The organism is Methylobacterium sp. Leaf469 (assembly GCF_001424745.1).
Lineage (GTDB): Bacteria > Pseudomonadota > Alphaproteobacteria > Rhizobiales > Beijerinckiaceae > Methylobacterium.
The window spans coordinates 174,178-189,186 of sequence record NZ_LMRE01000001.1; the positions used below are offsets into that span (position 1 = coordinate 174,178).

Consider the following 15,009-nt stretch of genomic DNA (forward strand, 5'->3'; position numbering starts at 1 on the left):
CCCATGAAGTCCGTCGACCCCGAACACCCGCGTCCCGATGGGCCTTCGCCGCAGGATGCCCGAGGCAAGGATGCCCAAGGCAAGGGAGCCTCGTCCGAGAGCGAGGCGGCCCGTGCCGCAGCCCGCGAGGCCGCCGCCGCAGCCCGCACCCTCGGGCGCCAGCTCGGAGTCCTCCTGGGGAGTGCGGCCCGCACGGGCGGACGTGGCGCGGCCGGCGCCGCGCGCGCATCGGGGCAAGCCTTCACCCGATTGGCCGGTCGCCTCGGATCCGGCCGGCGGCAAGGGCCGGAGACGGCGGCAGGGCCCGCCGCTGCGTCCCCCGTGTCCCCCACGCCCGCGCCCATTGCCGCCCCAAATCCGCGTTGGGGCGGGCGCCTGCGCGGGCGACCGGTCCTGCTGGCGATCCTCGCCCTCGTCGCCCTTCCGATGGTGCTTCTGGCCGGCCTCGTCGTCTACAGCTTCGTCACCCTGCCGCCGCTCGGCGGCGTTGTGCCGGAGGCCGGCCAACGGGCGCTCACGGTCGAGGCCGACGACGGCCGGGTCTTCGCCACACGCGGTGCGTTCCAGGGTCAGAAGCTCGTTGCCGCCGATCTGCCGCCGCACATGGCCCAGGCGATCATCGCCATCGAGGACCGGCGCTTCCGCTCGCATTGGGGCGTCGATCCGCGCGGGCTCCTGCGGGCGATGTGGCGCAACACGTCGGGCGGCGGCGTCCGCGAGGGCGGTTCGACCATCACGCAGCAATATGTCCGCCTCACCTCCCTGACCCAGGAGAAGACCCTGCGGCGCAAGATCCAGGAAGCGTTCCTGGCCCTGCGCGTCGAGGCGACGATGTCGAAGGACGACATCCTCCTCGGCTACCTCAACACCGCCTATTTCGGAGCCGGCGCCTACGGCCTCGATGCCGCCAGCCGGCGCTACTTCGGCAAGGGCGCCAAAGCGCTGACCCTGCCGGAATCGGCGATGCTCGCCGGCCTCGTGCGCGCCCCTTCGCAGCTGGCGCCCACCCGCAATTTCGGCGGCGCCAAGGAGCGGGCCGACGTCGTGCTCCAGACCATGGTGGAGACCGGCGCGATCACGGCCGTCGAGGCGGACAAGGCCCGCACCGAGGCCATCACGCTCCGGACGCCACCCGAGACCCCGCCGGGCACCAACTATTTCCTCGATCTGGTGTCGGGCGAAGCCAAGCGACTCGCCGACACCACCGGGGACGTGACCGTCCGGACCACACTGAACCTCGATCTGCAGAGTCTGGCCGAGGGTGTGGTGGCCCGGCGGATGGATGCCGAAGGGGCGAAGAAGAAGGCGGGCCAGGCCGCCATGGTGGTGATGAACAAGGAGGGCGCGATCCTCGCCATGGTGGGTGGGCGCGACTACGAGGACAGCCAGTTCAACCGCGCCACACAGGCCAAGCGTCAGGCCGGCTCCCTATTCAAGCTGTTCGTGTACCTCACCGCCTACGAGACCGGGTTCACGCCGGAGACCGTTCTCGTCGATCAGCCGACGCAGATCGGCGACTGGGAGCCGCAGAATTCGACCGGCCGGTTCAAGGGCGCGATGCCCCTGCGCTCGGCCTTCGCGCAGTCGATCAACACCGTGGCGGCCCAGCTTGCCGACGAGATCGGCATCCCGGCCGTCATCGCGACGGCCCGCCGCCTCGGCGTCGTCTCCGAGTTGCCCAACGTGCCGAGCCTCGCCCTCGGCTCGGCGGAAGTGACACTGCTGGAGATGACCCGCGCCTACGCGGGCGTGCTGGCCGGCGCCGTGCCGGTGGATGCCCACAGCGTCCATGCCATCCGGGGCGGCGCGCCGCAGCCGCTCTACCTGCGCCCCGAAGCACGGCCCGGCACAGCCCTGCCGACCCAGGCGCGGGCGATGATGCTTGATTCGCTTCAGGCCGTCGTCGACGGCGGCACCGGTAAGGCCGCGCGGGTGCAGGGCATGCCGGTGGGTGGCAAGACCGGAACGACCCAGGATTATCGCGACGCCTGGTTCGTCGGAATGACCCCGGATCTCGTCGTGGGGGTCTGGGTCGGCAACGACGACAATACGTCGATGAACCGCGTCGGCGGCGGCGACATTCCAGCCGCCCTGTTCCGGGATTTCGTCCAGCGTGCCGCCGCCCAGATGGCGCGCGGGCGCAAACGCCCCTCCGCCGCCCGGGCCGAACCGGCGCCCGCCCGGGATGTGGCACCCCCCGTGTCGGGAGCGGCGATCCGCGGCGTCCCGGAGGTGGTGGATACCGGAACCCTGGCCTTCCGCGGCCGCACGGTTAGGCTTCTGGGCGTCGACGGCGAGGGTGGAGCACTCGCCCGCCAGCTCGCACGCTATCTGCGTCGACGCGAAGTGATCTGTACGGCCGCCGCGGGGGCCGATGCCGGCCCCCTGCGCTGTCAGATCGACGGCGACGACCTGGCATCCCTCATTCTCGCGGCCGGCGGCGCCCGGGCTTCGGCGGATGCCCCGTCCGATCTCCTCGCGGCCGAGGAACAAGCCCGCTCCGAGCGTGCGGGATTGTGGCGGCGGGAGCGCTGACGCCGGGGGGGGCACTTGGCCTCCCGCCCTGAAAAAAGTCCCGGCGAGCGAAGCTGACCGGGACTTCTCTAACGTCAGGCCAGGGGGGAGACGCCGGCTCAGGCCGCCCGCACGGTGGCGAGGAAACGTCCGACTTCCGAGCCGAGATGCTCGCTCTGGCGCGAGAGGTCCGAGGCGGCGGTGAGCACGTGGCCGGCGGCCTCGCCCGTGCCGGCAGCGGCCGTCGCGACGCCACCGATATTGGCGGTGACCTCGTTGGTGCCGACGGCGGCCTGGGCCACGTTGCGCACGATCTCCTGGGTCGCGGCGCCCTGCTCCTCGACGGCGGCGGCGATGGTAGTCGCCACGGAACTCATCTCGCGGACGCGACCGGCGATGCCGTCGATGGCCGAGACGGCCTGATGGGTGGCGGCCTGGATCTCGCCGATCTGGCGCGTGATCTCCTCCGTGGCCCGCGCCGTCTGACCGGCGAGTTCCTTCACTTCTGTGGCGACGACGGCGAAGCCCCGTCCGGCCTCGCCTGCGCGCGCCGCCTCGATGGTGGCGTTGAGCGCCAACAGGTTGGTCTGGCCCGCGATGGTGGTGATCAGACCGACGACATCGCCGATCTTGGCGGCGCCCCGGCTCAGGGCCGCGACCAGACCCGCAGTCTCGGCCGCCTGCTCCACCGCACCGCTCGCGAGGCTTGCGGCCGAATCGGCCTGGCGACCGATCTCCTGCACGGACGCTCCGAGTTCCTCGGCGGCGGCGGCCACCATCGTGACGTTGGTGGCGGCGAGATCGGCGGCGACGGCCACCTGATTCGATTGGCTGCTCGTCTGCGAGGCCGTCACGGTCATGGACTGTGCGGTGGCCTGCAGTTCCGTGGAGGCCGACGACACGGCGGTGATGATGCCGCCGACGGCACCCTCGAAGGACTCGGCGAGTTCGCGCATGGCGGCCTTGCGCTGGGCTTCGACCCCGGCGCGGGCCAGCTCGGCGTCCGCTTCGAGCTGACGCGTCCGGATCATGGTGTCCTTGAAGACGGACACGGCCTGCGCCATCGCGCCGATCTCGTCGCGCTGCCCGAGCCCCGGAACAGCGACGGTGAGATCGTTGCCGGCAAGGCGGCTCATGGTGCGCGTCATGCCGTCGATGGGGCGGCCGATGCCGATCTGGAGCAGCACCAGGGCCAACCCGGCGATGAGCACCATGCCGGCCAAACCGAGCACGCTGGTGAGCCAGGCGGCATCGCTCGCCCGAACGGCCTCCTCGGCGCGAATCTTGAGTAGCGCCGACTCCACCCCGGCGATTTCCGTGGCCTTGGCGCGAAACGCATCCATGCCTGCCTTGCCGATCCCGGAGGCTTCGAGCCCGCGCGCCTCCTCCCGCGTCGCAGGATCGCGCATCAGTCGGATCTCGCGCTGGGCGACCTCGTCGTGCCACCGACGCGCCAGGTCACCGAGCGTACCCAGGCGCTCCTGTTGCGCTGCGTTGTCGGCGGTGAGCGTGCGGGCCGAGGCCAGGGAAGCCTCGAACGTCCGGGTCCCGGCGGTGAAGGGGGCCAGGAACGCGTCATCGCCCGAGATGAGGAAGCCGCGGACGCCGGTTTCCCGATCGACCATCGCACCGGTGAGGCGGCTGATCTCGCCCAGGACCGCGTGGGTGTGCTCCGCCCAACGGCCCGTTTCCGAGACGACAGCCATGTTGCGCAGCGTCATGACGGATGAGGCGACGGCGACGAGGACGATCAGCGCGAGGGCCGCGCCGATCTTCATTGCGATTCTGAGGTTACGAATTCGCGCCAACATGACACTTGCCTTGGTGAGGTCCTCCCCGGCACCGAGTCTCGGGCACCGTGGGAGAATGGGGTTCCTCGGCAATCGCACCCCTGCCTCACCAAACGGTGAACCGTCCTAAAGTTTGTTAAAGAAGCGCAGGCGCGTCGCTGCGCGAACCACCCGCAGGCAAGCGCTTCGGGCCGGCGCCGATCCGGCACGATCGTGGGTGCACGAGGGCGCTCTCCGCCGAAGTGGATGCCGGTTCGGCGGAAAAAAGCGCGCCAAAACACAGGCCTCGCGATGTGTCCCGGCCCAACGTGGTCGAGCGCAGCTCTAGCGGAACGGCGGTTCGTCGAAGCTCCGCAGCTTGCGCGAATGCAGGCCGTGACGGTCGGCGCGCAGGATATCGAGGGCCGAGAGACCGATGAGGAGGTGCTCGGCGACGGCACGCTCGTAGAAGGCGTTGGCGGCGCCCGGCAGCTTGATCTCGCCGTGGAGCGGCTTGTCCGACACGCACAGCAGGGTGCCGTAGGGGACCCGCAGGCGGTAGCCCTGGGCCGCGACGGTGCCGCTCTCCATGTCGACGCCGATGGCGCGCGACAGGTTGATCCGCCGCCGCTCCTGGGAGAAGCGCAGTTCCCAGTTCCGGTCGTCGTAGGTCACCACGGTGCCGGTGCGAAGGCGGCGCTTGAGAGCGTCGCTGGCCTCCCCGGTGACGCTGGCGGCCGCGGCCTGGAGGGCGAGTTGCACTTCGGCGAGCGCCGGCACCGGCACATCGGGCGGGACCAGCTCGTCGAGGATCCGGTCACGGCGCAGATAGCCATGAGCGAGCACGTAGTCGCCGATGGTCTGCGACTGGCGCAGACCTCCGCAATGGCCGACCATGAGCCAGCAATGCGGGCGCAGCACCGCGAGGTGATCGGTGATGGTCTTCGCGTTGGACGGACCGACGCCGATATTGACCAGGGTCGTGCCCTGCTGGCTGCCGTCGGGTCCGCGCGCCACAAGGTGATAGGCGGGCATCTGGTACTTGTGCCAGGGCGATGCGGCGATGAGCGCCGTCGGATCGACGGACGCCGCCTCCCCCTGCGAAACAGAGATGCCGCCGGGCAGGATCATCCGCTCGAAGCCGTCGTCGCCGCGCGCGAGGCGTTCGAGGCCGTGGCGGATGAAACCGTCGACGTAGCGATGGTAGTTCGTCAACAGGATCCAGGGCTGCACGTCGCCCCAGTCGCTGCCGGTGTAGTGAACGAGGCGGCGCAGGGAATAGTCGGTCCGGATCGCATCGAACAGGGCCAGGGGGCGCGGCGCGTCGGGCGCGTCCTGCCACAGGCCGTCGGCGATCTCGTCGCCCACCACGGACAGAAGGGGGACGGGAAAGTAGGTGGCGAGATCGCGGGGCGTGACTCCGCTTCGCCCGAGATCGAGGCCGGGCTCGAGGACGTAGGGATACGGGATTTCCTGCGCGCTCAAGCCGACTTCGAGGCTCGCGCCGTAGTCGCGGACCAGCGGCGTCAGCTGTTCGAGGAGATACCCGCGAAAATGTCCCGGCTGGGTCACGGTCGTGGCGTAGGTGCCCGGTGCCTGGAACTTCGCCGTCGCGCGGGTGACCTGCGGCATCGGCCCCGACGGCTGATAGGTGACGCGCAACTCGGGGTAGCGGAATTGGAGCCGCTCCGTCGCGTCGGGGGCCGGACCGCCGTCGAGGTAACGGGCCAACGCCGATTGCAGCGCATCCGTGGCCCCGGCGTGTAGGGCGGCGAGCCGGTCCACGGCGGTCTCGGGATCGGATACGGATTCCATCGGTCGCAATTCGTCGCGGATCACGGTGTCTCCTCGCTGAATCCCCACACGGGGCTGTACACCGCCGCCGCGCGTGGCGCGACCGGCCGCAGGGTTGCGGTGGGGTGCCAAAGCATCCGACATGCCGGTTCAGCCGGAGCCCTTTCCCTATGACGCAGACCGCCGAACGCCGTCCCGGAGAGGACACCATCCCGCTGCCCGAGGCCTTCGACGCGGGCGTGTACTTCATCGGCCGCATCCGCACGCCGTGGCCCGGACGTTGGGACTGCCCGAAGAACGGCCTCCAGACCGATGCGGTCTGCACCCTGGTGCTCGATCCGGCCTATACCCCCGGCTTGCAGAACCTCTCCGGCGCGAGCCATCTCATCGTGCTTTACTGGATGGACGAGGCCGCCCGCGACATCATCCGCCAGCGCCCGCGCCATGCCGACGGGAGCCGGGGCACGTTCTCGCTTCGCTCGCCGGCCCGGCCCAACCCCATCGCCCTGTCGGTGGTGGAGAACCTCGGGATCGACGGCGTCCATGTCAGGGTCCGCGGCCTCGATTGTCGCGACGGCACGCCGCTCCTCGACATTAAGCCGTATTACGCCTCGACAGATTCGCGTCCCGACGCGACGGTGGCGCGCGCCGGGGCGGACTGATCTGACCGAAGAATTCAGGCGGCGTGGACCTGCCCGTCGGCGCCATGCGTCTTCCGAGGCGTGCCCTTCGGCGGCGCCTTGATCCGGTACCAGCCGACATAGAGGGCCGGCAGGAAGAACAGGGTCAGGAAGGTGGCGGCGAGGATGCCGCCGATCATGGCGTAGGCCATCGGCCCCCAGAAAACCTCGCGGGCGATGGGGACGAGACCGAAGCTCGCCGCCGCCGCCGTCAGCAGGATCGGACGCATGCGGTGGCAGGTGGCGTCGACCACGGCGTCCCAGGGAGCCAGCCCGTCGCGCTCGTACTCGTCGATCTGGGTCACCAGGATCACCGAGTTGCGCACGATGATGCCGATGAGGGCGAGGATTCCGAGGATCGCCACGAACCCCATGGGCTTGTCGAACAGGAGAAGGGCGGCCGCGACGCCGATGATCCCGAGGGGCGCCACGCTCGCGACGAGAAACAGCTTCTGGAAGCTCTGCAGCTGGATCATCAGGAACACCGCCATGGTCAGCAGCATCACGGGGGCCACCGCCGCGATGGGCCCCTGGCCCTTGGCGCTCTCCTCCACGGCGCCGCCCACCGCGAGGGTGTAGCCGTCGGGGAGCGACTTTCCGAAGGCGGTGATACTCTTGTCGAGCTCGGTCACCACGGTCTGGGGCTGGGTGCCGTCCGCGATGGAGGCGCGGACCGTGATGGTCGGCAAGCGGTCCCGGCGCCAGACGATGGGCTGCTCCAGCTCGTAGCCGATGGTGGCGAAGGCGAGCAGCGGCACCACGCTGCCGTTGGCCAGCGGAATCTGCAGGGTCTGGAGGGTGTCGAGGGAGTTGCGCTCCACTGCCTGGGCACGGCCGACCACGTCGACGAGGTAGATCGAATCGCGCACCTGGGTGATGGCCCGGCCACCGACGATGCCGTTGAGCAGCCCGGCGATATCCTCGGACGTCACCCCGAGCTGGCGCGCCTTGTCCTGGATGATGTCGACCTTCAGCACCTTGCCGGGCTCGTTCCAGTCGAAGGTCGGCACGTTGAGGTGGGCATTGCCGCCGACGATGTTGGCGAGCGCGAGGGCATGCCCGCGCAGGGCCTGGAGATCGGGACCGCTGAGGCGGTACTGCACCGGACGCCCCACGGGCGGGCCGAGGTCGAGGGAGTGGATGAGGAAGTCGGTGCCCACGAACTGGTCTCGGGCCAGCGCCTCGAGCTTCGTCTTCATGCGCTCGCGCGCTTCGATGGATTTCGTCTCGATGACGATCTGGCCGAAGAAGGCATTGCCGAGCTGCTGGTCGAGGGGCAGGTAGAAGCGTACGGCGCCCTGACCGACATAGGAACTCCAGCGCGCGATCTCGGGATCGCCCTTCAGGGTCGCCTCGAAGCGGTCCATCTGGGCCTTGGTCTCGGCGATGCTGGCATTCTGCGGAAGCGTCATGTCGACAAGGAGTTCGGGCCGGTCGGAAGCCGGGAAGAACTGCTGCTGGACGTGGCCCATGCCGACGATGGCGGCGGCCAGGAGGCCGATGCAGGCCGCCACCGTGGTCCAGCGCCAGCGCATGGCAGCGAGCAGCGCCGCCGTGAACATCCGCATCAGGCGACCGGGCCTGTCGTGGTCCTTGTGCTTCATGGTCGCCGGCAGGAGCTTCACGCCGATGAGGGGCGCGAACAGCACCGCCACCACCCAGGAGACGAGGAGCGACGCGGCTATGACGACGAACAGGCTGTAGGTGTACTCGCCCGCAGAGGACCCGTTGAAACCGATGGGCAGGAAGCCCGCCACGGTCACGAGGGTGCCGGTGAGCATCGGAAAAGCCGTGGAGGTGTAGGCGAAGGTCGCGGCTTTCTTGAGGTTGTCGCCGACTTCCAGGCGCGCCACCATCATCTCGACGGTGATCATCGCGTCGTCCACGAGCAATCCGAGGGCGATGATGAGGGCGCCGAGGGAGATGCGCTGGAGGGTCACCCCCATCACCTGCATCACCACGAACACGATGGCGAGCACCAAGGGGATCGACAGGGAGACCACGAGGCCGGCGCGCCAGCCGAGGCTGACGAAGCTGACGGCGAGCACGATGACCACCGCCTCCACCAGGGCCTTGGTGAAGCCGCCCACAGCCTCCTCCACGATCTTGGGCTGATCCGACACGAGATGGATGCCGACGCCTACGGGCAACTCTCCTTCGAGCTTGCGCATGCGAGCCTTGAGCTCGTGGCCGAAGGTGAGGAGATTACCCGATGGCTGCATGGCGATGGCGAGACCGATGGCCGGCTCGCCGTTGAAGCGGAACAGGGCGGTCGGTGGATCGGTGAAGCCGCGTGAGATCTCCGCGACGTCCGACAGGCGGAAGAAACGGTCGTTGACCCGCAGATTGATGGCCCTGAGACTGTCCTCGGAGATGAATTGCCCGCCGACCCTTACGGAGACCCGCTCGGGCCCGGCCTGGATCACACCGGACGGCGTGATGGCGTTCTGGGATTGCAGGGTTCTGATCACGGAATTCATGTCGAGGCCGAGGCCCGCGAGCTTCCGCACGGAGAAGTCGAGGTAGATCACCTCGTCCTGGGCACCGAGGAGGATCATCTTCCCGGCGTTGGGCACCGACTTCACCGCAGCGCGCACCCGTTCCACGTAGTCGCGGAGCTGGCGCATGCTGACGCCGTCCGCCGTGAAGGCGTAGACGTTGCCGAACACGTCACCGAACTCGTCGTTGAAGAACGGGCCCTGCATTCCCTGCGGGAACGTGCCTTGGATGTCGCCGATGCGCTTCCTGACCTGATAGAAGATCGCCGGAATCGTCTTCGGCGGCGTAGTCTCGCGCAATTGCACGAACACCGTGGCCTGGCCGGGCGTGGTGTAGGAGCGGCTGAAATCGACGGCGTCGATCTGCTGCAGTTCCTTCTCGATTCGCTCGGTCACCTGATCGAGGGTGTCGCCGATGGTGGCGCCGGGCCAACGCGCCTGCACGATCATGGTCTTGATGGCGAAGGGCGGGTCCTCCTCGCGGCCGAGCTTCTCGTAGGCCAGCACGCCGGCGATCACCGAGATCAGCATCAGGAACCAGACGAAGGAGCGGTGCTCCAGGGCCCATTCCGACAGGTTGAAGTTCTTCACGGGGTCAGTCTCGCTTCCGACCGGTTACGGCGTGGCGTCGGGCAGGCGCACGGCCTGGCCTTCGCTCAGCGAATGGATGCCGGCGACGACCACGCGGTCGCCGGCGGCCAGGCCTTGTGTGACGGTGGCGCGGCTGCCGTTCCGTCCCGTCACGGTGACGGGACGGCGGGTCACGGTCTTGCCGCTCGCGTCCACGAGCCAGACCGAATCCTGGCCATCCGTATTCAACAGTGCCGTCGCCGGCAGGACGAAGCGGGGCGTGACGTTCCGCGAGAGGGAGACCGTGAGGGTCGAGCCGAGGCGGAAGGCCGGCGAAGGAGCGAGCAGGGTCATGCGGATGCGCCGGGTCCGGGTGACACGGTCGGCGAACGGCGCGGTCTCGCGGACCTTGGCCGTGGCCGTCACGTCGGGTGCGCTCTGGAGGGCGACGGTGAACACCGCGTCCTTCGGCATGGCGCCGACGAGGTCCTCCGGGATGTCGACCACCGCCTCGCGCTCCTCGGGGCGAGCGAGGGTCAGCACCGCCTGGCCGGCGCTGAGCACCTGACCGACTTCGGCCGACCGCACGGTGACGACGCCGTCGAAATCGGCGTGGAGTTCGGTGTAGCCGATCTGGTCGCGGGCCTTCTGGAGGCTGGACTGGGCCTGGGCGAGACGGGCCTGGGCGGTGTCGCGGCTGGCGACCGCGCTGTCGAGTTGAGCCTGGGTGACGTTTCCGCCGGCGAGCAGCTTGCGGCGGCGGTTCTCCGTCGCGCCGGCATTCTCGGCCTGGGCCTCGGCATCGGCGAGGTCCGCCTCCGCACGTGTCAGGGCGAAGCGCGGCACGACGGGATCGAGGGCGGCGAGGCGCTGCCCTTTCTTCACGACATCGCCCACGGTCACGTCGCGGGCCACCATGCGTCCGGCGATCTGGAAGCCGATCTCCGACTGGTAGCGCGGTGCCACGACCCCCGCGAAGGGGCCGAAGACTTCCGTTGCGACCGATTTGGCCGTGGTGGTCAGCACTGGGCGAACAGGGGCCGGACCGGCCTCCTGCTCCGGCTTGCAGCCCCCCAAGACGAGGACCGCGAGGAAAGCCACGACGGCAGGAGCGGGGTGATGGTTCATGGGGCAACCCCCAGGGTCTGGGCGACGGCGACGACCTGGCCCGGTCGGAGCAGTTGGATGCCGGCGATGACCACTTCCTCGCCGGGCTCGATCCCGCCCGCCAACGCGATGGTATCGGGGGCGTAGCGCTCCAGGGTGACCTTGCGCGGCGCCACGGTGCCGTCCTTCGGATCACGTACCCACACCGCAGGACCATCCTGCCAGCGGTAGAGGGCCGACCACGGCAGGACGATGGCCTGGCGCGCGTGGAACTTGCCGGTGCCGATCACCACGGCGCCGAGGCTCATGCCCGGCGGGGTCGCTTGGAGCCCGACCTTGACCCTCACGGTGCCGGAAGCGGAATCCACGCTCGGCGAAATTTCGCGCACGCGGCCCACCGCCGTCACCTTGGGGTCGGCCTGGAGGGCGACGGCGACGGTCTCGCTTTCGGGTGGTGCCGCCAGCACCGCCTCGAAGATGTTGAACACCGCGTCGCGCGGGCCGTCCTGCGCCATGACCATCACGGTCTGGCCGGCCTGGACCACTTGGCCGACCTCGAAGGTTCGGCTGAGCACGATTCCATCGACCCCGGCCTTGAGATCCGTGTAGGAAAATTGCTCCTGGGCCGTGCCGAGGGCCGCCTTGGCGGATTCCACCGCCGCCTGCGTGGTGCGCAACTGCTGCTCGGCGTCGTCGTAGCTCGGCCGCGTGGTGTAGCCGCCGGCCATCAGGCTTTCCTGGCGCTTGAAGCTGACCTTGGCCTGCGTCAGCAGGGCTTCGGCCGACGTCAGCGCCGCCTTCGCGTTGTCGAGGTTGGCCCGCTGCTCCTGCGGATCGAGGCGCGCCAGAACCTGATCGGCCCGGATGTGATCGCCGACCTCGACGAGGCGGCTGGCGATCTTGCCGGCGGTGCGGAACGAGACGTTGACTTGAGACTGCGCCTCGATGTCCCCGGTGAAGATGAGGTCCGAACTGATGGTGGTGCGCTGGGCCACCACCGTGCGAACCAGGGCGAGCTCTTGGCTCCTGTCGGTGCCGGCCATCCTGTCCGCGCCAGAACGAGCGCTCTCGTCGGCCGCCGCGGGGACGGGAACTGCGGCAATGACGGCCACGGTCACGAAAAGGGTCGCGCCGAGAAGAGCCGGCCAGGATCGGATCGGTGAAAAATCCGTCATCGCTTCCCGCTCGTCCCTCTCGCGACCCTATCGGTGGCGATCCTTATCGGCTATCTTACCGACCGTCCAGACGGTTTTTAAAAATAGGAACGTGATGACCAAAGCGCGCACGCGGCGCGAAGACCGCCCGGCGATCATCCTCGATGCGGCCGAGCGCCTGATCCGCCGCGTGGGGACACGCACCCTGACCATCGATGCGGTGGCGGCGGAGGCCGGCCTGAGCAAGGGCGGCGTGCTGCATCATTACGGCTCGAAAGACGCGCTGATCCAGGCGCTGGCCGAGCGCAAGCTCGGGATGATCCGCGACAGCATCGCGGCCCACGAGGCGGCTCAGGGACCCGGTCCGGCCGCCCTCCCCCTGGCGCTCATCGCCCATGTCCGGCAGGTCTACGCCGACGAAGAGGGATTTCCCCGCGCCCTCCTGCTGGCATCGGCGGAGAATCCCGAGGCCTTCGCAGGCTTCAACACATTCCTGAAGGACCGCCTCGCCCAGATGGAAGACGTCGCCCGCTGCCCCGGCGCGGGTGCGGTGCTGACCTTCGCGACGCTCGGCCTGCTCCTGACGCGGACGCTCGGCTTCCACACCATCGAGGGTGCGGATCTGGCTCGATTGTTCGACGCCATGGAGCGATTCGCGCGGGATCTTCCCAAAGGCGACCCGGACCGGGCGTGACGCTCAGGCGGCCTGCGCCGCCATGGCCTCGAACACCCCGGCATGGCGGGCCGCGAGGGCATCGATATCGGTTGCGTAGCCGCCGCCGATCACCGCCACGAGGGGAATGTTGCGGGATCGCGCCGCCGCGACGACCAAGCGGTCCCGGGCGGACAGCCCCGCATCCGTGAGGGCGAGGCGACCGAGACGATCGTCGCGGTGGGGATCGACGCCGGCGTTGTAGAAGACGAGATCCGGAGCGAGCGCATCGAGGAGGGGGCCGACATGGGCTCCTAGAGCGGCGAGGTATGCCGCGTCCTCGAGCCCGTCGGGCAGGCCGACATCGCGGTCGCCTGCGATCTTGCGGGCCGGGTAGTTCCTCTCGGCGTGGAGCGAGAACGTGAACAAGTCCGGCGTGCCCGACAGGCAATCGGCGGTGCCATCGCCCTGGTGCACGTCGCAATCGATCACCACGGCGCGGGCGATGGTGCCCTCCCGGTGAAGGGTACGGGCCGCGATGGCGACATCGTTGAAGATGCAGAACCCGGCCCCGCCGCTGCGGCGGGCATGGTGACTCCCCCCGGCGGCGCTTCCCGCGAGGCCATGCGCCAGGGCGAGTCGCGCCGCCAGCAGGGTCCCGGCGACGGAGGCCCGCGAACGCGCGACCACGCTCGCTTCCACGGGCAGCCCGATCTCCCGCGCGACGGCGCGCGGGACGTCGTGGGCGAAGACGGATTCGACGTAGGCCCGGTCGTGCACCCCGGCGATAAGATCCACATCCGCCGGCTCGGGACGCACGAATCCCCCCGGCGCGAGGCCCCGCGCCTGGAGGATCTCGGACAGGCGGCGGTACTTGCCCATGGGGAAGCGGTGCCCGTCCGGCAGGCTCGCCTGATAGTCCGGGTGATAGACGATGGGCGGGACCGTCACGCCCCCGCGGCCTCCGCTCCGTGGACCATCCCCCGCATTCCCGCCCCCACGCCGCCCATCCCGCAGACCTTGTCATACGACTGAAGCCGAGGGGCTGTTAGGGCCGTTCGGACGACCGGGGCGCGGCACGATGTCGGCCTCGGCGCGGGAGACCCGGACATGATGGACGCCTGGACCGGAACGGACCTTGCCCTGATCTTGTGTCTCGCCCTGACGCTGATCAACCTCGCCAGCCTCGGGCTGGCGGGTCTGCGTCTCGGGGGACGGCGCGGCGCCTCGATCTTCCCCACGAAAGCGCCGATCTCCCTGGTGCGCCCGGTCTGCGGCCTCGAGGCCTTCAGCGAGGAAATGCTCACCCGGGGCTTTCGCCTCGAGCATCCTGACTACGAACTCATCTTCTGCGTGGCCGACCGGGCCGACCCCATCGTGCCCCTGCTCCACCGCCTGATGGCCGCTCACCCGGAGATTCCGTCCCGCCTCATCGTCGGCGACGAGCGGATCAGCGACAATCCGAAGCTCAACAATTGCGTCCGCGGCTGGGAGGCGGCGCGTCACGACTGGGTGGTGTTGGCCGATTCCAACGTCCTGATGCCACCGGATTATCTCCAGCGGCTCCAGTCGGCATGGCGTCACGACACCGGCCTCGTCTGCTCGACGCCCATCGGGGCCCGGCCGGACGGCTTCTGCGCCGAGATCGAATGCGCGTTCCTCAACACCCTCCAGGCCCGCTGGCAATATGCAGGCGAGGCCGTGGGCCTCGGCTTCGCCCAGGGCAAGAGCATGCTGTGGCACAAGCCGTTCCTGGAAGCCCGCGGCGGCATCCGCGCCCTCGCGGCCGAGATCGCCGAGGACGCGGCGGCGACGAAGCTCGTGCGGGCGGCCGGCGCCCGGGTCCATCTCGTGGCGAGCCCGTTCGAGCAGCCCCTGGGGCGGCGAAAGCCCGCCGAAGTCTGGGCGCGCCAGTTGCGCTGGGCGCGCCTGCGCCGCGTCACCTTTCCGGCGTTCTTCGCACCCGAGATCGGCACCGGTCCGGTCCTGCCCTTCGGCATCGCCCTCCTGTCGGTTCCATCGACGACCCTCGCGGGTTGGCTGTGCGCTCTGGCCACCCTCTGGTACAGCGCGGAGTACGGCCTCGCGGTTCGAGCTGGATGGTATCGTGGCCCGCGCCTTCTCCTCGCCTTCCTCGTCCGCGACGCCGTCTTCCCGGTGATCTGGATCGGCGCCTGGATGCGGGGCGCGGTTCTCTGGCGCGGCAACCCCATGGATATCCGACCGAAGGCACCGGCCCGCCTGAGCACCCGGGTGACGGCGGCCTGAGCT

General features: G+C 69.4%; 10 protein-coding genes. 4 read left to right on the top strand and 6 right to left on the bottom strand.

Annotated features, from left to right (window positions below):
- Positions 1-3: 3 nt before the first annotated feature.
- On the top strand, positions 4-2,535 hold the full coding sequence (locus ASG60_RS00755; RefSeq protein ID WP_056383958.1) for a PBP1A family penicillin-binding protein: 2,532 nt from the start codon (positions 4-6) through the stop codon (positions 2,533-2,535).
- A gap of 98 nt (positions 2,536-2,633) precedes the next feature.
- Here the strand turns inward: ASG60_RS00755 and ASG60_RS00760 are convergent, their stop codons facing one another.
- Positions 2,634-4,292 (bottom strand): CHASE3 domain-containing protein, encoded by a 1,659-nt coding sequence (locus ASG60_RS00760; protein WP_244476543.1) that lies wholly within the window; start codon positions 4,290-4,292, stop codon positions 2,634-2,636.
- 336 nt (positions 4,293-4,628) lie between these two features.
- Positions 4,629-6,098, bottom strand: a complete 1,470-nt coding sequence (locus ASG60_RS00765; protein WP_210166257.1) for an AMP nucleosidase — start codon at positions 6,096-6,098, stop codon at positions 4,629-4,631.
- Between the two features lie 149 nt (positions 6,099-6,247).
- On the opposite strand from ASG60_RS00765, the gene tsaA reads away from it, so the two are divergent.
- Positions 6,248-6,739 carry a tRNA (N6-threonylcarbamoyladenosine(37)-N6)-methyltransferase TrmO gene (tsaA, locus tag ASG60_RS00770; RefSeq protein WP_056383961.1) on the top strand — a complete coding sequence of 164 codons (492 nt, stop codon included), beginning with the start codon at positions 6,248-6,250 and terminating at the stop codon, positions 6,737-6,739.
- A 14-nt stretch (positions 6,740-6,753) separates the two neighbouring features.
- Here the strand turns inward: tsaA and ASG60_RS00775 are convergent, their stop codons facing one another.
- Genes ASG60_RS00775 through ASG60_RS00785 form a run of 3 tightly spaced genes read right to left on the bottom strand, consistent with a single transcriptional unit; the run spans position 6,754 to position 11,975 of the window.
- A complete protein-coding gene (locus ASG60_RS00775; protein WP_056383963.1) occupies positions 6,754-9,846 on the bottom strand; it encodes an efflux RND transporter permease subunit in 3,093 nt (1,030 codons plus the stop codon).
- Positions 9,847-9,870: 24 nt separating this feature from the next.
- The gene (locus ASG60_RS00780) at positions 9,871-10,953 is read right to left on the bottom strand and encodes an efflux RND transporter periplasmic adaptor subunit (protein WP_056383966.1); all 1,083 of its coding nucleotides are present in this window, start codon (positions 10,951-10,953) and stop codon (positions 9,871-9,873) included.
- A complete protein-coding gene (locus ASG60_RS00785) occupies positions 10,950-11,975 on the bottom strand; it encodes an efflux RND transporter periplasmic adaptor subunit (protein ID WP_156467412.1) in 1,026 nt (341 codons plus the stop codon). Before ASG60_RS00785 ends, ASG60_RS00780 begins: the two co-directional genes overlap by 4 nt.
- A gap of 226 nt (positions 11,976-12,201) precedes the next feature.
- Between ASG60_RS00785 and ASG60_RS00790 the strand changes: the two genes are divergently transcribed.
- Complete coding sequence (locus tag ASG60_RS00790; protein WP_056383970.1) at positions 12,202-12,780, top strand: TetR/AcrR family transcriptional regulator; 579 nt, start codon at positions 12,202-12,204, stop codon at positions 12,778-12,780.
- A gap of 3 nt (positions 12,781-12,783) precedes the next feature.
- On the opposite strand, the gene ASG60_RS00795 is transcribed toward ASG60_RS00790, so the two are convergent.
- The gene (locus tag ASG60_RS00795; protein ID WP_056266004.1) at positions 12,784-13,689 is read right to left on the bottom strand and encodes a histone deacetylase; all 906 of its coding nucleotides are present in this window, start codon (positions 13,687-13,689) and stop codon (positions 12,784-12,786) included.
- Between the two features lie 159 nt (positions 13,690-13,848).
- On the opposite strand from ASG60_RS00795, the gene ASG60_RS00800 reads away from it, so the two are divergent.
- A complete protein-coding gene (locus ASG60_RS00800) occupies positions 13,849-15,006 on the top strand; it encodes a ceramide glucosyltransferase (RefSeq protein ID WP_056383972.1) in 1,158 nt (385 codons plus the stop codon).
- Positions 15,007-15,009: the final 3 nt, after the last annotated feature.